At 72.2% G+C, this 19012-nt stretch carries 18 protein-coding genes; 8 read left to right on the top strand and 10 right to left on the bottom strand.

The window, feature by feature from the left end; genetic code table 11:
* Positions 1 to 4 precede the first annotated feature (4 nt).
* Genes ACQEVM_RS35705 through ACQEVM_RS35685 form a run of 5 tightly spaced genes read right to left on the bottom strand, consistent with a single transcriptional unit; the run spans position 5 to position 5045 of the window.
* Positions 5 to 1210: an MFS transporter gene (locus tag ACQEVM_RS35705; protein WP_433086382.1), complete on the bottom strand. Its 1206-nt coding sequence runs from the start codon at positions 1208 to 1210 to the stop codon at positions 5 to 7.
* A 59-nt stretch (positions 1211 to 1269) separates the two neighbouring features.
* Positions 1270 to 2337, bottom strand: coding sequence for an aldo/keto reductase (locus ACQEVM_RS35700; RefSeq protein WP_433086380.1), 1068 nt, complete (start codon positions 2335 to 2337; stop codon positions 1270 to 1272).
* A gap of 59 nt (positions 2338 to 2396) precedes the next feature.
* Positions 2397 to 3548 (bottom strand): beta-ketoacyl synthase N-terminal-like domain-containing protein, encoded by a 1152-nt coding sequence (locus ACQEVM_RS35695; protein WP_433086378.1) that lies wholly within the window; start codon positions 3546 to 3548, stop codon positions 2397 to 2399.
* A complete protein-coding gene (locus tag ACQEVM_RS35690) occupies positions 3545 to 4780 on the bottom strand; it encodes a beta-ketoacyl-[acyl-carrier-protein] synthase family protein (RefSeq protein WP_433086376.1) in 1236 nt (411 codons plus the stop codon). The genes ACQEVM_RS35695 and ACQEVM_RS35690 overlap by 4 nt, the downstream gene beginning before the upstream one ends.
* A complete protein-coding gene (locus ACQEVM_RS35685; RefSeq protein WP_433086374.1) occupies positions 4773 to 5045 on the bottom strand; it encodes an acyl carrier protein in 273 nt (90 codons plus the stop codon). The genes ACQEVM_RS35690 and ACQEVM_RS35685 overlap by 8 nt, the downstream gene beginning before the upstream one ends.
* A gap of 278 nt (positions 5046 to 5323) precedes the next feature.
* On the opposite strand from ACQEVM_RS35685, the gene ACQEVM_RS35680 reads away from it, so the two are divergent.
* On the top strand, positions 5324 to 6379 hold the full coding sequence (locus ACQEVM_RS35680; RefSeq protein ID WP_433086372.1) for a ketoacyl-ACP synthase III family protein: 1056 nt from the start codon (positions 5324 to 5326) through the stop codon (positions 6377 to 6379).
* A gap of 59 nt (positions 6380 to 6438) precedes the next feature.
* Positions 6439 to 7143, top strand: a complete 705-nt coding sequence (locus ACQEVM_RS35675) for an SDR family oxidoreductase (RefSeq protein WP_433086370.1) — start codon at positions 6439 to 6441, stop codon at positions 7141 to 7143.
* Between the two features lie 105 nt (positions 7144 to 7248).
* Here the strand turns inward: ACQEVM_RS35675 and ACQEVM_RS35670 are convergent, their stop codons facing one another.
* Positions 7249 to 7941 carry a response regulator gene (locus tag ACQEVM_RS35670; RefSeq protein ID WP_433086369.1) on the bottom strand — a complete coding sequence of 231 codons (693 nt, stop codon included), beginning with the start codon at positions 7939 to 7941 and terminating at the stop codon, positions 7249 to 7251.
* Positions 7920 to 9143 carry a sensor histidine kinase gene (locus tag ACQEVM_RS35665; RefSeq protein WP_433086367.1) on the bottom strand — a complete coding sequence of 408 codons (1224 nt, stop codon included), beginning with the start codon at positions 9141 to 9143 and terminating at the stop codon, positions 7920 to 7922. The genes ACQEVM_RS35670 and ACQEVM_RS35665 overlap by 22 nt, the downstream gene beginning before the upstream one ends.
* A 175-nt stretch (positions 9144 to 9318) precedes the next feature.
* Here ACQEVM_RS35665 and ACQEVM_RS35660 point away from each other — a divergent pair, with 175 nt between their 5' ends.
* From ACQEVM_RS35660 to ACQEVM_RS35650, 3 genes are read left to right on the top strand one after another with little or no spacing between them, the layout of a single operon-like run.
* Positions 9319 to 9798 (top strand): XRE family transcriptional regulator, encoded by a 480-nt coding sequence (locus ACQEVM_RS35660; protein WP_433086365.1) that lies wholly within the window; start codon positions 9319 to 9321, stop codon positions 9796 to 9798.
* Positions 9799 to 9805: 7 nt separating this feature from the next.
* A complete protein-coding gene (locus tag ACQEVM_RS35655) occupies positions 9806 to 10351 on the top strand; it encodes a toxin (protein ID WP_433086363.1) in 546 nt (181 codons plus the stop codon).
* Positions 10348 to 11538: an MAB_1171c family putative transporter gene (locus tag ACQEVM_RS35650; protein WP_433086361.1), complete on the top strand. Its 1191-nt coding sequence runs from the start codon at positions 10348 to 10350 to the stop codon at positions 11536 to 11538. The genes ACQEVM_RS35655 and ACQEVM_RS35650 overlap by 4 nt, the downstream gene beginning before the upstream one ends.
* Before the next feature lie 6 nt (positions 11539 to 11544).
* Here ACQEVM_RS35650 and ACQEVM_RS35645 read toward each other — a convergent pair whose 3' ends face one another.
* From ACQEVM_RS35645 to ACQEVM_RS35635, 3 genes are read right to left on the bottom strand one after another with little or no spacing between them, the layout of a single operon-like run.
* Positions 11545 to 12387 carry an SMP-30/gluconolactonase/LRE family protein gene (locus ACQEVM_RS35645; RefSeq protein WP_433086359.1) on the bottom strand — a complete coding sequence of 281 codons (843 nt, stop codon included), beginning with the start codon at positions 12385 to 12387 and terminating at the stop codon, positions 11545 to 11547.
* On the bottom strand, positions 12384 to 13505 hold the full coding sequence (locus ACQEVM_RS35640; RefSeq protein WP_433086357.1) for a DUF1611 domain-containing protein: 1122 nt from the start codon (positions 13503 to 13505) through the stop codon (positions 12384 to 12386). The genes ACQEVM_RS35645 and ACQEVM_RS35640 overlap by 4 nt, the downstream gene beginning before the upstream one ends.
* 13 nt (positions 13506 to 13518) lie before the next feature.
* Positions 13519 to 15051, bottom strand: a complete 1533-nt coding sequence (locus ACQEVM_RS35635) for an FAD-dependent monooxygenase (protein ID WP_433086355.1) — start codon at positions 15049 to 15051, stop codon at positions 13519 to 13521.
* 101 nt (positions 15052 to 15152) lie between these two features.
* Between ACQEVM_RS35635 and ACQEVM_RS35630 the strand changes: the two genes are divergently transcribed.
* The 3 genes from ACQEVM_RS35630 (at position 15153) to ACQEVM_RS35620 (ending at position 18965) form a co-directional block, all read left to right on the top strand.
* On the top strand, positions 15153 to 15953 hold the full coding sequence (locus ACQEVM_RS35630; protein ID WP_433086353.1) for an AfsR/SARP family transcriptional regulator: 801 nt from the start codon (positions 15153 to 15155) through the stop codon (positions 15951 to 15953).
* A 202-nt stretch (positions 15954 to 16155) separates the two neighbouring features.
* Positions 16156 to 16902, top strand: coding sequence for a 4'-phosphopantetheinyl transferase superfamily protein (locus ACQEVM_RS35625; protein ID WP_433086964.1), 747 nt, complete (start codon positions 16156 to 16158; stop codon positions 16900 to 16902).
* 413 nt (positions 16903 to 17315) lie between these two features.
* Complete coding sequence (locus ACQEVM_RS35620) at positions 17316 to 18965, top strand: sigma-70 family RNA polymerase sigma factor (protein ID WP_433086351.1); 1650 nt, start codon at positions 17316 to 17318, stop codon at positions 18963 to 18965.
* The last annotated feature ends 47 nt before the right edge of the window (positions 18966 to 19012 follow it).

Below are 19012 nucleotides of genomic sequence, written 5' to 3'. Positions count from 1 at the left end.
GCGTTCAGTGCGCGGCGGCGCTGCCGCTCGGTGAGCCGGCGGCAGGCGTGGTGGCCGTGGTGGCGTGCTCCTTGCGCTCCGCGACCACGCCCAGCCCGGCGAGGAGAAGTCCGACGAGGGTGACGAGGGCACCGGCCCAGTTGAGGGCCGGGTAGCCGAAGCCGGCGTCGATGATCCTGCCGCCGAGCAGCGGGCCGGCGGCGTTGGCGAGGTTGAAGGCGGCGATGTTGGACGCCGAGGCGAGCGTGGGGGCGCCGTCGGCCTTGGCCATGATCCGCATCTGGAGCGGGGAGATGGTGGCGAAGGTGGCCGCGCCGAAGAGGAACACGGTCACGCAGGTGGCCGCCTTGTCGTGCACCGTGAAGGTGAACGCTCCGAGCACGAGGGTGAGCAGCGCCAGCGCGCCGCACATGGCGGCCCTGGGGGCGCGGTCCGCGAGCCGGCCGCTGATCAGGTTGCCGACGAACATGCCGACTCCGAACAGCACCATGATCAGGGTGACGGCGTCGTCGGTGAAGCCGGTGACCCCGGTGACCATTTCGGCGATGTAGGTGTACGAGGTCATGACGCCGCCGAAGCCGAGCACGGTGGTGAGCAGGACGAGCAGCACCTGCGGGCGGCGAAGCACCTTGAGTTCGGAGCGCAGCCCGGTGCCCTCGGGCGCCGGGGTCCGGGGCACGAGGGAGGCGATGCCCGCCAGGCCCACGGCGGCGAAGAGGGCGACCATCCAGAAGGCCCAGCGCCAGCCGAAGTGCTGGCCGATGAAGGTGCCCGCCGGGACGCCGAGGATGGTGGAGAGGGTGAGGCCCGCGGCGACCATCGACACGGCGCGGCCCTTGCGGTCCACGGGGACGAGGTCGGAGGCGACCACCATGGCGACACCGAAGAACGCGCCGTGGGCGAGGGCCGAGAGCACCCGGCCCGCCATGAGGAGCCCGTAGGTGGGGGCGAGGGCGGACAGGATCGTTCCGGCGAGGAAGACCAGCATGAGCCGGATCAGCAGGGTCCTGCGTTCGGTGCGGGCGCACAGGACGGTGAGGCCGGGGGCACCGATGACGACGCCGAGCGCGTACCCGGACACCAGGAGTCCCGCGGTGGGGATGGAGACGGCGAGGTCCGCTCCGATGTCGGGGAGGATCCCCGCGATGATGAACTCGGCGACTCCGATGGCGAAACCGCTGAGGGACAGGGCGATGACGGCAATGGGCACGGGTGTGCTCCTGGGGGGTGGACTTCGGCGGAACTGTGGGAGGGCGGGCGCGGCCGCGGTCAGGGCCGGATGTCTCCGGGCAGGTCCCGGTCGCCGGCAATCGCGCGCATGTGCCAGTACGGGTAGGGGGCGGGCCGGTCGCTCGCCGCGTCGAGGCGCTCCCGTTCCTCGGTGGTGAGTTCCCACTCGACGGTGCCGAGGTTGTCCCGGAGCTGGCCCGGGCGGCTGGCGCCGAAGACCACGGACGTCACGGCGGGCTTGGCGAGCACCCAGTTGAGGGCGACCTGGGCGATGGAGACACCGCGTTCGCGGGCGATGCCGTCGAGCACCTCGACCACGTCGTAGGCCTGCTCGCGGTCGGTGAGCGGGGCGATGGACGCGGGGCCCTCGTGTGCCAGACGGAAGTCTGCGGAGACGTCCTGGCCGCGCCGGTACTTCCCGCTGAAGAATCCGCCCGCGAGCGGGCTCCACACGGTGATGCCCACGCCCTGGTCGGCGGCGGCGGGCACGATCTCGTGCTCCAGTTCGCGTGCTCCCAGGTTGTAGTAGCCCTGGTAGGCGGAGAAGCGGGTGAGGTTGCGCCGGTCGGAGATGTCGAGTGCCTTCATCAGCTGCCAGCCGGGGAAGTTCGAGCAGCCGATGTAGCGCAGCTTCCCGGCGCGCACCAGGTCGTCGAGGGCCCCGAGGGTCTCCTCCAGGGAGGTTCGCGGGTCGGTGCCGTGGAGGTAGAGCACGTCGATGTAGTCGGTGCCGAGACGGCGCAGGCTCGCCTCGACGGCGCGCACCAGGTGGTGGCGGGAGGAGCCGGCGGCGTTGATGTCGTCGGGGTCGGTGCGGAAGCGGGCCTTGGTGGCGATGACGGCTTTGTCGCGGCGGTCCTTCAGGGCCAGGCCGAGCAGTTCCTCGCACTCGCCGTCCCGGTAGACATCGGCGGTGTCGAAGAAGTTGACGCCCGCGTCGTGGCAGGCGTGGACGAGGCGGACGGCGTCGTCGCCCGCGTTGACGCCGAACTGGGACCAGTTCGCGCCGGGCAGTCCGCCGAACGCACCGGGGTTGCCGAGGGTGGCCGCCCCGAAGGAGAGCTCGGAGACCTGGAGGCCGGTGCGGCCGAGATAGCGGTAACGCATGGGGAGGGGATGTCCTTACGTGTGGTGGTTCGCGGGTGGTGGGTCGGGAGCGGGGAGCCTCAGGTGCCCGCGTGCGGGTGCAGCAGGACGGCGCAGCCGACCGAGCCGTCCGCTCCGACGGAGGTGACGAGGGCGGCCCGTTCGCTGCGGGTGTCGAGGTGGGGGTCGTGCCAGCGGGCGACCACGGCGGCGACCTGGAGGGCGGCGCTCGCCGCGTGGGTCTCGCCGAGCACCTCCTGCACCCGCAGGAGGTGCCGGCGGGCGAGGCCGTCAGGGCCGTCGAGCGCCGCACGCAGGGCGCGTTCCTCGACGGCCGCCCAGCCTCGCCGGCCGGCCGCACCGGGTGCCACCACGGCGACTTCGGCGGCGCCGACCCCGCTGCGGGCGAGTGCGTTCCGTACGCATATGGCGAGGCGGCGGCTCACGGCGAGGGGCCCGGCCGCGGCGAAGCCGGTCTCGACGGCCATGACGAGGGCGAGGGGGCCCTCGCCGGTGGCACCGTCCGGGTCGGTCCGCAGGGCGAACACCGCGGCGCCCTCGCCGAGTGCGGTGCCCGGTGCGAGCGCTGCGGCCCGGTGCCAGGCCCAGGCGCTCTGGGGCGACAGTTCCTCCACTCCACCGGCCAGCAGCCGGCGTGCGTGGCCGGCCAACAGGGTGTTCCGGGCGAACCGCAGTGCGTGCAGCGAGGCCATCGGTCCCCCGGAGACGGTGGTGTTCGCGTCGGTGAGGCCGTGGCGGATGGCCGTGCGGCCTGCCACCGAATTCATGAGGGTGCCCGGGAAGGCCGACGGGTTCACCATGTACGGGCGTTCCTGGACGAAGCTGTCCCGGGTGAAGCGGCCGACGCCGGCGCTGCTGCCGACGGCGCTGCCGAGGACCACGCCGGTCCCGGACCGGTCGGGGACGGGTTCGAGGGCCACGGCGCAGGCGGCCATGCCCAGGTGTTCGGCCCGTGTCAGCCGGTTCAGTCCCTTGGCCCCGAGGAGGTCGGCTGCCTCGAAGTCCGCCGGACGCAGGGTGAGGGGCGGATAGCTCTCCGCCTCGCCGGCGGCGGGCGGTTCACCGCCGTCCGCGCCGCCCCGCCGCAGGGCGTCGGCGAGCGGTCGCAGTCCCACGCCGGCGGCGCTGATCACCCCGGCGGTGTCCAGTGCCATGGGAACCACCGTCCGCGAGGTGACGGCCGGACGCTGTTGGTCGTCCACGATGCTCATGCGGTGAACTCTCCGAGGATGGTGACGGCGTTGTTCCCGCCGAAGGCGAAACCGTGGTTCTGCACGATGCGCGGCCGGGCGGCCCGGGCCCGCCCCTGGACGCAGTCGAGGTCGGGTCCGAGCGCCGGATCCACCCGGCGGAGCGTGGCGCTCGGCGGGAGGAACCCCTCGGACAGGGCGGCACAGCACACCAGGGCGCCGAAGGCGGCTGCCGCTCCCATCGTGTGCCCGAGCATGGACTTGATCGAGCTGATCGGCGGCGGACCGTCGGTGAACACCTCGCGCACGGCGGCCGTCTCCGTGGAGTCGTTGGCCTTGGTGCCGGTGCCGTGTGCGCAGATGTAGTCCACGTCGCCGGGCTTGATGCCGGCGTGGTGGTGGGCGCGCCGGACGCACTCGGCGATCGACGCGGCGTCCGGGTTGGTCATGTGGCGGGCGTCGCAGGTCATGCCGTAGCCGAGGACCTCGGCGTAGATCCGGGCGCCGCGCGCCAGCGCCGTGTCGAGGGGCTCCAGGAGCAGGGCCGCCGCGCCCTCCGCGGTGACGATGCCGTCGCGGTGCTCGTCGAAGGGACGCGGGACGTCGGCGGCCAGAGCCCCGAGACGATGGAATCCGGCGTGGGTGGCCCGGTTGGAGGCGTCGGATCCGCCGCACAGTACGGCGTCCGCCTCTCCGGTGCGGATCAGGTCGAAGCCGTATCCGATGGCGTAGTTGCCGGCGGCGCAGGCGGTCCCGAAGGTGACGGATTCGCCGCTCAGGTCGAGCTCGGCGCTGACGGCGGCGGCGATCCGGCCCCCGTCAGCCCGACCGGCGAGCATCGGATCGAGCGCGGCGAGGCCGTCGTCCACCCACTGACGGGTCAGGCCCTCCATCACCTGTGACTCGCCGTTGGTCGTTCCGAAGCAGCTCGCGGTGCGTCCCGCGGACAGCGCCGCCGGATGCACCCCGGCGTCCGCGACCGCCATCCGCGCCGCCGCGGCGGCGAAGCGACCGCTGCGCCCCCACCGCGCGGGATCGGTACCCCGCAGGTGCATCTCCGCGTGGAAGCCGCGCACTTCGCCGGCGAGGGTCCGTTCGAAGCCCGTGCCGTCGAACTGTCCGATCGGGCCGATGCCGCTGCGCCCGGCCCGGATCGCGGCGGTGACCGCGCGGGCGCCGAGTCCGAGGCTGCTCACCGCGCCGAGCCCGGTGACCACGACGCGGCGCCCGGTGCCGGAGGCCTCGTCAGACACCCAGCGCCTCCGGAGTGCCGTGCTTCTCGACCAGGCGGTAGGCGCTGGGCAGTTCGTCGAGCTCGGTGAGGTCCTCCTGCGGGATCCGGATGCCGAGGTCGCGTTCGAAGCGCGAGAAGATCTCGATGATCAGCAGCGAGTCCGCGTCGAAGTCCTCGGCGAAGCTGCTCTCGTCGGTCAGGGCGTCCGCGTCCACTTCGAGGACGTCCGCGACGATGGCCCGTACCTGGGCGCGCCGGTCCGCGGATATCGCGATGTCACTCATCTGATGGCCCTTCGATTCATGGGTCGTGGGAGGCCTGATCGGGAACGTCCATGTGTTCCCGATCCGGCCTGAACCAGCCAATCCCAGGTCCGGGGGCAGCGGCAAGCACTCCGAAAGTGACATGGGTGGTGCCTCCGCCGGGGCCCGTGCCGTGCCTGCTTGGGGGTGATCCGCACCGGGGGCGGCGGTCTCGGTCGCCTTTTGCCCGCGCTTTCATCGGGGCGCCCGAGCCTTCCGACGATGAAGACGATCCGATGTGCGGACAGGTGGTGGGGGCGATGAGACCGACCGAACCGGTGGGCATTGTGACGGCCGGGCTGTGGTTGCCCGAGGGGCGCTCGCTCGCCTCGGAGGCGGTCGCCTCGGGGCGGTTGCGCCGCAGCGACGCGAGGGCCCTGGGGCACGAGAGCGTCCCGGACGCGGGGGCGGTGGCCCCGCCGGACGCGGCGGTCCTCGCGGCTCGCGGGGTGATGGACGCGGCGGGCCTGACGGGTGACGGACTGGATGTACTGGCGCATGCGTGGATGTACCACCAGGGGCACGACCTGTGGTCGCCCGCCCACTACGTGGCCCGCCGTCTCGATGCCCTGCGGGCCCTGCCGATCGGCATCCAGCAGGTGTGCAACGGCGGCGCCGCCGCCATGGGGCTGGTGATGGCGTGGCTCGCCTCGTCGGCCCCGGACGCCTCGGCACGGCCGCGGCTGGGCCTGGTGACCACGGGAGACCGCTTCGCCGAGCCCGGTTTCGACCGCTGGGCGAGCGACTTCGGAGTGGCGTACGGGGACGCCGGTACGGCCGTGCTGCTGCGCCGTCCGGCCGCCGACGACGACGTGCTGTTGCTGCGGTCGATCGCGATGGTCGCGGACCCGCTGCTGGAGGAGATGCACCGCGGCGCGGACCCCTTCTCCCAGGTGGCCCGAGGGCATCGCGACCGGGTCGACATGCGCGCCACCAAACGGGCCTACCTGCGCACCCACGGAGTGCTGCCGTTCACCTCCTCCAACCGCCGGGCCATCCGCACGATCGTCTCGCAGGCGCTGGCCGACGGGGGCATGGACGGGCGCGACCCGCGCCTGACCCATGTCGTGCTGCCCCGGTTCGGTGCCAAGACGCTGGCCGAGGCGTGGATCCCGGTGCTGGCGGAGCAGGTGGGCGGGGCGCACCTGCTCGACCTCGGTCGGGAGACCGGGCATCTGGGCGCGGGCGACGCGCTCGCGGGTCTCGCCGAGTTGGTGGCGCGTGGCCTGCCCGCGCCCGGGTCCAGCGCCCTCGTGTTCAGCGCGGGGGCCGGCTTCACCTGGTCGTGCCTGCTGGTGGAGTCCCCGGCGCGATGACCTTCGCGCCGTTCACGACATCGGGCGAGCGCCCGGTGTCCCCGTAAGGAGAGAAACACATGTCACGTTCCGTCTTCATCACCGGCGGCAACAGGGGGATCGGGCTGGCCGTGGCCCGGGCCCTGGCCGCCGACGGCGATCGGGTGGCGGTCGGCCACCGGACCGGTACGCCCCCGGAAGGGCTGTGGGGGGTGCGTTGCGACGTCACGGACGACGCATCGGTCAGGGCCGCCTTCGCCGCCGTCGCGCAGGAGCAGGGGCCCGTGGAGGTGTTGGTGGCCAACGCCGGCATCACCCGGGACACCCTGCTGTTGCGCATGGACGACGCGACGTTCGACGAGGTGCTGGAGACGAACCTGAAGGGCGTGTTCCGTACCGTGCGGGCCGCCGCGAGCGGCATGCTGGCGGCCCGCCGGGGTCGGATCGTGCTGGTCTCGTCCGCACTGGGGTTCCTGGGCTCCCCGGGGCAGACCAACTACGCGGCGGCGAAGACCGCGTTGCTGGGCTTCGCCCGCTCGCTCGCCTGGGAACTGGGCTCCCGGGGCATCACCGTGAACCTGGTCGCCCCTGGCATCATCGACACGGACATGACGAGCGGGCTGACCGACCGGCGCATGAAGCAGGTCATGGGCATGACTCCGCTCGGTCGGCCCGGCACGGCCGAGGAGGTCGCCGCGGCGGTCCGTTTCCTGGCATCGGAGCAGGCCGGGTACGTGACGGGCGTGGTGCTGCCCGTGGGTGGCGGCATCGGCATGGGCATCTGACACCGTCCGTGGCGCACGGGCTCCGTTGCCCGGGCGACCGGGTGCGGCGCCCGAGGCCCGGCGTGCGGCTACGCGAGGACGCCGCCCGGTGTACGCCGCCCGGCCCTACCCGACGACGGCGTCCGGCAGGGCACGGGCATGGCGTATCCCCCGAGGGGCGGTCACGGGAGGGGCGATCAGACCGCGCTGCACCGCCTTGTTGGCCGCCTCCACCCGGGAACCCGCGTCCAGTTTGTCGAAGATGTTGCGCATGTGGCGTTTCACGGTCCCCTCGGCGATGTCGAGTCGGCGCGCGATGCGGTAGTTGCTCAGTCCACCGGCGGCGAGTTCCATGACCTGCGTCTCGCGGACCGAGAGCAGTCCGGTGTCCGAGGGTGCGGGAGGGGCCAGGCTCCGGGCGGAGAGCGAGATGGTGACCCGGCTGCCGCCGGCGCACACGTCGCGCACCGTGCCGGCCAGCGACTGGTGGCTCACGGTCTTGTGCAGGAACCCCCGGATGCCGAGCGGCAGCAGCGTCTGGACCAGCACGGGGTCGTCGTGCATGGTCAGCACCATGATCCGGGCCTCCGGCGCGGTCCGGAGCAGGTGCCGGACGGTGGCGGCCGGGTCCTCGTTGCCGGGCATCTCGATGTCCAGGAGCACGACGTGGGGGCGCAGTTCGGCGGCCAGCCGCACGGTCTCGGCGGCGTCGCCGGCGACGGCCACCACGTCGAAGTCCTGCTCGGCGTGGAGGAGTTCGGCCAGGGCGTCGCGCAGCAGGGTGTGATCGTCGGCTATCAGGATGCGAATGAGTTCCATGTCTCCCCCGGGTGCGGCGCGTGGCCGCCGGTCAACGGCACCCACAGCAGCAGCCGGGTGCCCTCCTGCGGGGCGCTGAACAGCAGGCAGCGCCCGCCCATCCGCGTCACCCGCTCGCGCATGGCCGTCAGCCCGCCGCCGTGTTCGCGCGGGGTGTCGTGGGAGAAGCCCCGCCCGTCGTCGACGGCCTGAACCTCGACGCGGTGGGGTGAGATCCGTACACCGATCGTGACGTTCCGCGGATCGGCGTGGGCGAAGGAGTTGCGCAGGAACTCCCCGACGACGAGGACGATCTCCCGGCGGTGGGCGGGTGGTACCCGCGACGCGTCACCCTCCAGTGTCAGCCGCACGGGAAGTCCGGTCGGGTTGAGCCGGTCCGCGTGGCGGCGCAGCGATTCCTCCAGGCCTTCAACGGTGGCGCGGCGGGCGTCGCGCAGTCCGGTCACCAGGCCGCGTGTGAGGGCGGTCGCCTCCTGGAGCGCGTCGTGGATCGCGCTGAGGTGCCGGTCCGTTCCCGGGGCGTCCGTTCCCGGCGTGTCCGCGCTCGGGGTGTCCGCGCTCGGGGTGTCCGCGCCCGCGGTCCGGGACTTGAGGCGGTGGAGCTCCAGGTGACGGAAGGCCAGGGCGAGGCTGCCCCCCAGGTGGTCGTGGGCATCGCGGGCCAGGCGGGCACAGCAGTCGTCGCCCGGGGCGGTTCCTCGCGCCCGAAGGTGCGTCTCGTAGCCGTGGGCCGCGGCGCGGGTGTGGCGGGCGCGCACGCGGCGCACGACGTCCGCCGCGGCGGCGCCCGTCTCGCGGCCCGAGGTGTCCAGCGCCGCGAGGAGCGCGTCCGTGAGCCGGTCCATGGCCGACAGGCAGTCGGCGAGCCCGAGTTCGGCTGCGGCGCACCGGGCGCCGAGCGTGTGGAAGGACACCTCGGCGGGCCGTACGGCGTCCAGGTGGCTGCGCGTCTGGGCCCGGCCGGGTGCGTCGAGGGCGCGGGCGCACTCCGCGAGGACCAGTGCGGCGTGGACGCGGGTGTCCCGCCACAGGTCCGGGAGTTCCACGAGCGGGTGCCCCTCGGCCCGCAGGGCGTTCGCGTAGCGGGCGAGCACGTCGGTGGCGGCCTGCCTCAGTCGTGGGCCCGGCCCGTCCGGCGCGGGGTGCGCGCTGTCGACCGTACGATGCGCGACGGCGTTCTCCGATACAGAGATGGTCCCCACACAAGCCTCCCGAATCGGGCCCCCGTACCGACCGACCGCTGTCGACGGCCATCGGCGTACACCCGCTTGTTCATCTCAGCTAACGATCCGACCGTAGGTGCGAGGTGAGGGACTGTCAACTAGGATTGGTCGCCATCGCCCTGCTGGTTCACGCTGGCGGACAGAAGGAGTGTTGATGCCCCCCTTGGCCGACAAGGTCGACAAGCTCTTCAGGACCATCCGCACCAACGGCCGGGAGTACACCTACGACGAGGTCGCCCGCGGCTGCAGCCGACTGAGCGGCGGCACGTTCTCCAAGACGTACGTCTGGCAACTGCGCACCGGACAGCGCGACAACCCCACCAAGCGGCACTTGGAGGCGCTGGCGGCGTTCTTCCGCGTGCCCGCCGCGTACTTCTTCGACGACGACACCGCCGAGCGGGTCGACGCGCAGCTCGCCATCGCCTCGGCGATGGGCAACGCCGAGGTCCGCGACATCGCCCTGCGGGCCATGAGCATGGACGACTCCGGTCGCAAGCATCTGGCGCGCATCATCCACGAGGTCAGTCTGTTGCACTCGGCGGCCTCGTCCCGCGGGCGGTCGGGACGCGGCAACGGGACGAGCGACGACCTGGAGGGCAGAGACACCGGCGGCGCGGCGGGTGGCGGGGAGTAGACCGCCGATGCGATTCCTCCAGCGACATCGACGCCGGTCCGACCTCCAGGCGGTACGCCGGGAGAGCCGGCAGCGGCTGGCCTCCTTCGGGCTGCCCGAGTCCTACGACCTCATGACCCTGTGCGATCACCTCAGCGGCTCCCGGGGCCGGCCCATCCATCTGCTGCCCATGCCCCTGGACGCGTCCGGTCCGTGCGGCCTGTGGCTGGCCTTCTCGGATGCGGACTACGTCGTCTACGAGCAGCACACCAGCCGGCACCACCAAGAACACATCATCGCGCACGAGTTGGCGCACATGCTGTGCGACCACCGCAGTGGGAGCGCCGACTCCCGGGCCGTGGCCACGCTCTTCCCCGACCTCGATCCGTCGCTGGTACAGGACCTGCTGTGCCGGGACAACTACTCCGACTCCCAGGAGCGGGAGGCGGAGGTGATGGCGTTCCTCCTCGGTGAGGGCCTGCGCTCGCAGCCCGGCACGGCCGCCGCCGAGACGGACGGGGTGCTCGGCCGCATCCAGGGCTCGCTCGACTGGCGCCGCCGGGACCGGCCGTGAACAGTGTCCGCTACCCGCTGGGCGCGCTGGTCTGCTGGCTGGCGTTCGCCCTGACCCTCCGGCCGGTCCTTCGGCGCGGACCGCGGCCGGCGCTCGTCGCCCTGTGCGCTTCCTTCGGATGCCAGGGCATGTACCTCGCCATGTCCACCCCCACCCACCTGACCGGGAAGCTGTTCGGCACGGTCACCTGGTACAACGTCTCCGTCCAGATGTGGATCATCGCGGCGATCGCCTGTCAGCAGGCGTTGCTCATCCACTGGTTGCACGCGCCGGAGGAGGCCCGCGTCCGCGCTCGCCGCAGGCTGGCCCTGCTGGCCTGTGTGCCGGTGGCGATGGCCGTCCTCTTCGAGTTCGCCGTCCTGCACGGACACCCGCGGAACTCGTTCACGCACCCGCGGGAACAGCCGTACTTCGTGGCCTATCAGGTCGTCTACCTCACGGCCTTCGCCCTCGGGAAGGCCGTGGTGGCGAAGGCCTGCTGGTTCTACGCCCGGCTGACCGAGGACGTCTGGGTACGGCGCGGGCTGCGGACCGCGGCGGTCGGCGCGTGCCTCGACCTCGTCTATTCCCTGGGACGGTTCGCGGACGTGTTCCTCGTGCACCGGGGTTGGGATCCGTCCGACTGGGCGACCGTCACACGGACCTGTCTGACGGTGGGGTTGACCCTGAACACCATCGGCTGGACGGCGCCGTTGTGGGGCCCGCGGGTACAGGCGGTACGGGCGTGGTGGGCCGACTATCGCCGCTTCCGACGGCTGCGCCCTCTCTGGTACGCCCTGTACCGGGCCCACCCCGAGATGTCCCTGCAACCCGTTCCCCGCAGTGACCTCTTCGCCCTGTGGGACCTGCGGTTCCGCCTGCACCGACGGGTGATCGAGATCAGGGACGGCTGTCTCGCCCTGGGCGGGCAGGTCTCGCCCGGGCTCCCCGCCCCGGGTCCGGAGGGGAGCGTCGAGGAGCGGGCGCGGTGGGAGGCGGCGCGGATAACGGCGGCCCTCGCGGTGCGCCCCGGACAGGACGCGAGGGACGGGACGGCGGACCGGGTGGACGACGCCTTGCCGGTGTCGGTGATGAACGCGGGCGACCTGGACTTCTCCGCCGATGTGCGGTGGCTGGTCCGGGTGTCCCGGGCTTTCGCCTCAGCCCCCGCCGCGCGGCCCGAGCCCGACCGCGCGACGGCCCCGTGAGCCTCCTCAGCCGGCGAACGCCGTGGGCATGAGGCCCTGGCCCGCACCGGGCACGACGAAGACGCTGCCCGCCAGCGGTTCGTCGTGTTCGGGTGCACGCCGCGCCGTGGTGACGTAGAGGTCGGTCAGGTCCTCCCCGCCGAAGCCGCACGCCGTGGTCAGTGCGACGGGGAAGCGGATCTCCCGGTCGAGGATCCCCCGGGGCGTGTACCGGCGGACCGCGCCGCCCCGGAAGAGGGCCACCCACACGCCGCCGTCGGCGTCGACGCACAGGCCGTCGGGCACGCCCGCCGTGTCGGTCGGTTCGACGAACGGACGCCGGCCGGAGGCCTCGCCGGTGGACAGGTCGTAGTCGAGTACGTCGATTCGGCGTGTGGGGGTGTCGACGAAGTACATCCGCCGGCCGTCCGGGCTCCAGGCGATGCCGTTGCTCAGTCGGGTGTCCGAGACCGCGCGGTGCGTCACGCCCCGGGTGTCGACGCGTCCCAGCCAGCCCGGGGCGGACGGGCCGGCCATGGTGCCGACCCACAGACGGCCGAGCCCGTCGATGCCCGCGTCGTTGCCCCGTACCCCTTCGGCCGACCAGTCGGCCAGCGGGCGCAGCGATCCGTCCGGCTCGCACACCGCCACACCGTCGCGCATGCTCAGCACCAGCCCGCCGCCGACCCGGGGTTTGGCGGCGGCGACGGGCTGTTCGAAGCGCAGGACCGTGTCGGTGCCGTCGCCGGGGCACAGCCGGTGCACCTCGCTGCGGTTCATGTCGACCCACAGCAGTGTGCGGTCGACCGGGTCCCAGGTCGGGCACTCGGCGAAGGCGGCCACCGCGCGCAGCGGCACCTCCACGTTCACCGCGCGACCCCTGCACGTGCGACCCCTGCACGTTCGGCGTCGTCCGCCTCGGACCACACGGCACGGGCCGCGTCCAGCAGTACCGCCGCGCCGTCGCCGTCCAGGACGTCGGCGACGGGGAGTCCCAGGTGGCGCAGGCGGCGCACGTTGTCCCGTCCGCGGGTGGCGATGGCGGCGACGGGGGCGCCACCGAGGGCTTCGACCATGCGGATCTCCGTTTCCAGGTCGGCGAGTGGCAGATGGTCCCAGTGGTAGCGGGAGACGCGCTCGGCGTCGTGCGCGAAGACGACGGCGTCGGGCTGCGACCCCTGAAGAATCGCACTGGCCAGACCGCCGAACGCCGGGTGCATGACGGAGGCCTGCCCCTTGATGATCAGCAGGTCGTGGCGGGCGTCGGCCTGTTGGATCAGATGCTCGACGAGACCGGCCGCCTGGAACACCGGTGTCCGGTCGATGATCGCTCCCTCCGTGCATCCGGCGAGCAGACAGGTCTGGCCGGTTCCCACGTACCCGGCGTCGATCCTGCGGGAAAGGGCCTCACGGTGTATCTGCAGAGCGGTGGTGCGCTTTCCGACGACACAGTCGCTGCCGGCGACGTGAATCAGCTTGGCACGTTTCCTGGGGACCCTGCCGGAATACTTGGGCAGCACATCGTGCGGACGCCTCACGTCGACAATGCGTTGACCCTCCGACAGCATCCCGGCAAGTTCCGTGTCGAGCAGTCGCAGATGCAGGCAGGAAATCACGTGAAGGCCGCCGCGAACGGCGGCGCGTATCTCCTCCCACCACAGATCCGGCAGGTCGCCGGGGTCTCTCGGCGTATGCAGGAACTTGCCGTCCAGCGACTCGCCGAAGTCGGACTCGGTCAGTGCCACCACGAACGCCTCGGGGCCGTACCTCATGGCCTCGGCGACGGAACCGACGACCGGGATGTCGGTCCCGGGCAGAACGAATGCCGAGGTCGGGTGGGGGTGGGAGCGGTCGACGACCGCCACGGGGCGCAGCACCGTACTGTGCCGGATCACCCCCTGGACGGTCTTCCCCTCGGGATGGGCGAATACTCCGTCGGCGAACAGAACAGCGGGGAGCGGCAATTGCGAGAATTCTGAAAGAAGCACCGTGTCATCCTAACTAGCGCGCCGGGACGGATTGCCCGATCAAATCCCTTACCGTCAAGTGGAGTTCGTCACGAAACGGGTCGCTCAGCGCGTCGATCGTTCCGTCGGGTCGGACGAGAACGGCACACGGACGGTTCAGTCCCAGCAAGGAATGGCCGAGATGGTTCGGATCGGAAATCACCGTGACCCGGATGCCCTCGTATGACCTCCTGAAGATGTCGGCCACGCCCTCGACGTTCCTGCGGCGCCTTCCCGTTCCGGGGAACAGCAGCAACAGCGGGGTCGGGGAGGCCAGCTCCTCCCGCAGCCAGCGCCCGTGTTCCCCGTCGAGCGGTACGTCCGGCAGACGCATCCCGGTCCGCAGGTGGCCGGCCTGCTGCCGCGGCCCCGGATGGGCGAACGACAGCTGTGCCTGGCGCGGTACGACGACGCGGTTCAGCACGCCGCTGCGTCCCGCGATCCCCAGCGCCGCGTCCCGCGCCCGCGCCCGCCAGCCGCTCATCATCCACAACCGCGTCTGAAGGTCGGTGTCGGAGACCACGGCGCGGGCAACCCTGAGCCGCTCCTCCTCCCACCGGGCCAGCGCCTCGTCGCCCCACCGGCCCTCGCACACGCCGGCGAGCCTCCAGGCCAGCGAGGCCGCGTCCTCGATGCCGGTGTTCAGCCCCTGGCCGCCCGCCGGGCTGTGGATGTGCGCGGCGTCACCGGCCAGCAGCACCCGACCGACCCGCAGCCGGTCGACCACCTTGGCGTGCACCCGGAACACACCGGTGCGCTGCTCGCCGATCAGCTCGATCGGTACCGGGCAGCGCTCCGAGGCCGCGCGTTGCACGGCGTCACGGGGGTCGTCCACCGCCAGGTCGGGGGCCGCGCTCACGAACGTCCGGTACATGCCACCCGGCAGACCCACGACCACCAACACTCCGGCGGCCGACATGAAGTAGTGGACCTCGTCATGGGCCAGCGAGGTACGCACCCGGCCGTCGGCGAGCAGGAACCGCTGCGGGTACGAACTGCCCCGGAAGGGCACTCCCAGCACCTCGCGCACCCTGCTGTGCGAGCCGTCGCAACCGACGACCCAGCCGAAGCGTGCCGTCGCCCGGCCGCGCACCGTCTCCAGCTCGGCGCTCACCCCGACGCCGTCCTGGGTGAAGGAGGTCAGGGACGTCCCGAACTCGATCGTCCCGCCCAGCCCGCGGAAGGTCTCCCGCAGGACCGCCTCCGTCTCCTGCTGAGGAATCGACAGAGCGTACGGGTAGCGCGTGCGGCGCATTCCGCCGAACGCCAGGCGGGCGACGCGCTCCCCCTGTGAGTGGTAGTTCTGGGCGCGCAACACCACGCCGCGCCGGTGCAGTTCGTCCGCTGCGCCGAATCGCGCCAGGGCCTCGATGCCCCGCGGCCACAGGGCAATCGCCTTGGAGTGGGGGTTGGGACGTTCGGAGCGGTCGATGACGCGCACCGGCACACCGCGCCTGAGGAGTTCGATCCCCGTGACGAGCCCCACCGGGCCCGCTCCGACGATGAGCACCTGCGACGATTCGGTCATGATTCCACCTTCTGTGCGGATGTCTCTTTAGGCGCAGCCGTGCGCTTCTTGCGGGGCAGAGCCGCCGGACACGGGCCGCGCGCGTGCTTGTATTCCAGCCGGTGAACGGCGATGCGCACGGTGTCGCCGGCGTACTGACGGAGGTGCTGGCAGCAGTGGCCGGCCAGATCTGTTTCTCGGTGCTCGGAGCCCTCGGCGTCTCCACGGGCACCACCACCCACACCCTGCGCGGCCCGATGGTGAACAAGGTGATGGCCCTGCTCCTGCTGAGGGCCGGACAGGTGGTGGAGGTCGACGCCCTCGTCGACGAGCTGTGGGACGAGCGGCCCCCTCGGTGGGCGCTCAGCACCCTGCGCACGCACGTCTACCACCTGCGCCGCCAGCTCGACGAGGTGTTGGACCTCCCCGCCCAACAGCTGTTGCACACCCGCCGGTCCGGCTATCTGCTGGACATCGACCCGGAGCAGTTGGACGCCACCCGGTTCACGCGGCTCTTCCGGGACAGCGAGCGGCTGCTCGCCCGGGACCGGCCGGACGAAGCCGTCGCCGCCTGCCGTGAGGGACTGGCACTGTGGCGGGGCCGGGCGCTGTCCACGGTGGACCCGGGGCGGGTGCTCAGCGGTCACGTCCAGTATCTGGAGGAACTGCGCATCCGGGCCCATCAGGTGCGTGTCGAGGCGGAGATGCGGCGTGGCCGCCACACCCACCTCGTGCCCGAACTCCGTGACCTGGTCGCCTCGCACCCCTTCAACGAGTGGTTCCACCACTCCTTGATCGAGTCCCTGCGGGAGTCGGGCCGACGTGGTGAGGCGCTCAGCGCCTTCCAGGCCCTCAGGACCATGCTCCGGGACGAACTGGGTCTCGAACCCGCCGACGGGCCGTCGTGGAGCGTGCCCGCGTGACGGGGCACCCGTGCGCCCTGTGGACATGGACTTCCTCCTCGCTCCGCCGCCGCCACCCGAATTCGTCCGTCCGGTCTCCAGATGGTGGGGCGCCGCCATGAAAGCCCGATAAAAGCGAGGGGAGCGAGAGATGGGCGAAGTCCACCTCCGCGGCGGAAGGGCAGACTCCTCCTCCGGAACGGCGGGGATACGGGTCTTGGCCGTGCGCCCCGCGCGGGACGTGCTCGCCGTCCTGCGGCCGGCAGGCGTCGGCGGGGACACGGAGGCGCACACGGACGATGGGTACGGGTACGACATGCATCCGGCGGAGCGGGAGCTGGTGCGGGGAAGTTCACCGGCCCGGCGCCGTGAGTTCGCCGCCGGGCGCGCCGCGGCAGCCGACGCCCTGCGACTGCTCGGCCGCTCCGGGCCGGTCCTGCGCGAAGCCCGACGCCCCCGCTTCCCGGTCGGGGTACGGGGGTCCATCAGCCACTGTCGGGGCGCGGCCGCCACCTGCCTGGCCACCACCCGGCCGGACGTGTCGGCCGTGGGTGTGGACGTCGAACGCGTCGGCCGGCTCTCACCGGAGACCGCCGCCCTGGTCTGCACACCGCCGGAGCGTGCTCTGCTGACCGACGACCATGCGGGCGAACGACTCCTCACGGTGATGTTCTCGGCGAAGGAGGCCTTCTACAAGGCGGCCGGCGCCCTGAACCTCCCCCGTGAGCCGGTCTTCCACGACCTGGAGGTCGTCCCGTACCCCGGCCGCGCGAAGCGCGACGCGGGCGACCCCGGGAGCGAATTCGGCACCGGCAACGGGCTGCGCCTCACGCCCGCACCGGGACTCCTCCCCGACGGATGCACTGTCCGGGGCCAGGTCCGGTCCGTGGGGCCGTACGTCTGGACGACGGTGCTGTTGCTCCGGGTCGGCGGCGCCCCCGCGGCAAGTCGGGCATTCCGGTTCGCGTGATCCTCCGGATGGACTCCGAGGCGGCGGAGGGAGAACCTCCGAGAACGGTGGCCCGTGCCATGGAGCCTTCCCGCCGCGCACGAGGGGCGGACACCTTGATCACGATCGTTCACGCCACACCCGCGGACACCGCTTGATGACAGCAACAACCTTGCTGGCAAGGGCACTTGACTGGAGCTGCCGGATAGTTCGCGCGGGGATCTGGTTCGTCCGACCACCTTCCTCCAGCGGTCCGTCCACGCAGGCCGCCACCGTGCGCGCGGGGAGTCGCCGCGCACTCGTTTGCTTGCGGCCCTGCGAGCGTGCACACTTGCGCGAAATTCCGGTACGGGCGCAGCGCCGCACCCCTCCTCACGATGGATGTCCCCGGAAGCCACCCTGCGGGTCATCAGCAAGCCGAACAGGAGCACGTGTTGAGTACACCGGGTACTGCCCGTCAGCAGCATCTGCGAAGCCTCACCGACGGGGAGCTGTGCGCCCTGCTGCGTGGCCACACCTCGGAGTCCGACGCCGAGGTCAGCGACGTGATGGCCGAGGTGTTCACACGGCACCATCCTTCGGTGCTCGCCTACGCGCGTAGCTGCTGCAGGGACCTGTCCACCGCCCAGGACCTCGCCGCCGAAGCCTTCGCCCGTACCTACCGTGCCGTCGCCTGGGGCGCCGGACCCGAATACGCCTGGCGGCCGTACCTGCTGGTCTGCGTGCGCCGCCTGGCGGCCGCAAGGGCGCGGGAGGGCGCCCGCACGCGGCTGTCCGACGACTTCGAGGAATGGGCCGCGCAGTTGGCGGACGACCAGGACGCCGAGGAGAGCGTCTTCTCGGCGGAAGAGGGATCGTTGGTCCTGCGGGCCTACCGGTCGCTGCCGGAACGCTGGCAGGCCGTGCTGTGGCACGCCGTCGTCGAGCACGAGCCGGCGGCGGAGACCGCCGGACGCCTCGGGATATCGGCGGGAGGCGTCGGCTCGCTGGTCGCGCGCGCACGGGAAGGCTTGCGGGAGGCGTACTTGCGCGCGCACCTGGACCAGAGTGCGAGCGACGAGTGCCGGCACTACGGCGGGCAGATCGCCGCCATGCTCCGCCGACCGGGCAAACGCCGCACCCGGGACCTGGGCCGCCACCTCCAGGGGTGCGCCGACTGCGCGCGGGCCGAGCGCGACCTGCGCGACGTCAACGGCCGTCTGGGCGTGCTGTTGCTGGGCGGCATCCTGCTGTGGAAACCCGCCTCGTTCCTGGCGACCCTGGGCCAGAACGGCGCCCACCTCGCCGCGGGAGCGGGAACCCTGAACGGGACCCAGCTCGCCGGGGCCAAGGTCAGTACCGTGAAGTGGGCCGCGGCGGTGGCCGTGGCGGGAACGACGGTCACCGTGGTCGCCCTGCTGCCGGCCGAGGCCGAGGACAACCGGTCCGACCGGGCCGTCGTACCCGCCAGAACGGCCGCGGCCCCCGGAGACCCGCTCCCGGTGGTGACAGCCGTCATGGCCATCGGCACGCCCGCGTCGGCGTCGGCCGCCTCCGCCTCCGCCTCCGCGACACCCGGCCCCTCCGCCTCGACCTCCCCTTCCTCCTCGGCCACCACCACACCGACCTCGGCATCGCCCTCGACGGGTCCCGCCGGCGACGCCCTGGTCAACGTCGGTTCGGGGTTGTGCGTCGGAGTGGGCGGCGGCCGTTCCGACGGCCCGGTGCAGCTGGAGAAGTGCACCGGCACACCCTCCCAGGGATGGCAGCGGCTGCCCGCCTGGAAGAACACCCACCAACTCCGGAACGCCGACACCGGCACCTGCCTCGACGGAACCACCGGCGGCGGAAACGTCGTCGAGGTCACCCTTCGCCCCTGCCGGTCCGGCGCGGACCGCGCGACCCAGCTCTGGCGGTTCGAACCGGAGGAGCGATCCGGCGCGTACCGCGTCTGGTTCGTGCCGAGGGTCGCGCACAGCGACTACTCCGACCACCTGCTGGGTCCGCGGAACTGGCCGAAGGCCGACCCGCCGCGTCCGGGCTCGGAAATGGCGCACCTGCCCAACTACTACAACTCGGTCAACCTCCTCTTCACCCTGCGCTGAGCCCGCACCCGCCGAAGCGGTGGCCCTACGGTTTCCCGATGCGGACA

The organism is Streptomyces sp. CA-243310 (assembly GCF_050936775.1).
GTDB lineage: Bacteria > Actinomycetota > Actinomycetes > Streptomycetales > Streptomycetaceae > Streptomyces.
The sequence above is the reverse complement of the archived record's forward strand: the minus strand, read 5'-3'. Positions and strand labels throughout refer to the sequence as shown.

What these genes read in the sequence shown, in the direction of transcription:
- ACQEVM_RS35670 (WP_433086369.1), bottom strand. Translation starts at nt 7,941, where the DNA reads ATGGAACTCATTCGCATCCTGATAGCCGACGATCACACCCTGCTGCGC.
- ACQEVM_RS35675 (WP_433086370.1), top strand. Translation starts at nt 6,439, where the DNA reads ATGTCACGTTCCGTCTTCATCACCGGCGGCAACAGGGGGATCGGGCTG.
- ACQEVM_RS35680 (WP_433086372.1), top strand. Translation starts at nt 5,324, where the DNA reads ATGAGACCGACCGAACCGGTGGGCATTGTGACGGCCGGGCTGTGGTTG.
- ACQEVM_RS35695 (WP_433086378.1), bottom strand. Translation starts at nt 3,548, where the DNA reads ATGAGCATCGTGGACGACCAACAGCGTCCGGCCGTCACCTCGCGGACG.
- ACQEVM_RS35685 (WP_433086374.1), bottom strand. Translation starts at nt 5,045, where the DNA reads ATGAGTGACATCGCGATATCCGCGGACCGGCGCGCCCAGGTACGGGCC.
- ACQEVM_RS35700 (WP_433086380.1), bottom strand. Translation starts at nt 2,337, where the DNA reads ATGCGTTACCGCTATCTCGGCCGCACCGGCCTCCAGGTCTCCGAGCTC.
- ACQEVM_RS35635 (WP_433086355.1), bottom strand. Translation starts at nt 15,051, where the DNA reads ATGACCGAATCGTCGCAGGTGCTCATCGTCGGAGCGGGCCCGGTGGGG.
- ACQEVM_RS35660 (WP_433086365.1), top strand. Translation starts at nt 9,319, where the DNA reads ATGCCCCCCTTGGCCGACAAGGTCGACAAGCTCTTCAGGACCATCCGC.
- ACQEVM_RS35655 (WP_433086363.1), top strand. Translation starts at nt 9,806, where the DNA reads ATGCGATTCCTCCAGCGACATCGACGCCGGTCCGACCTCCAGGCGGTA.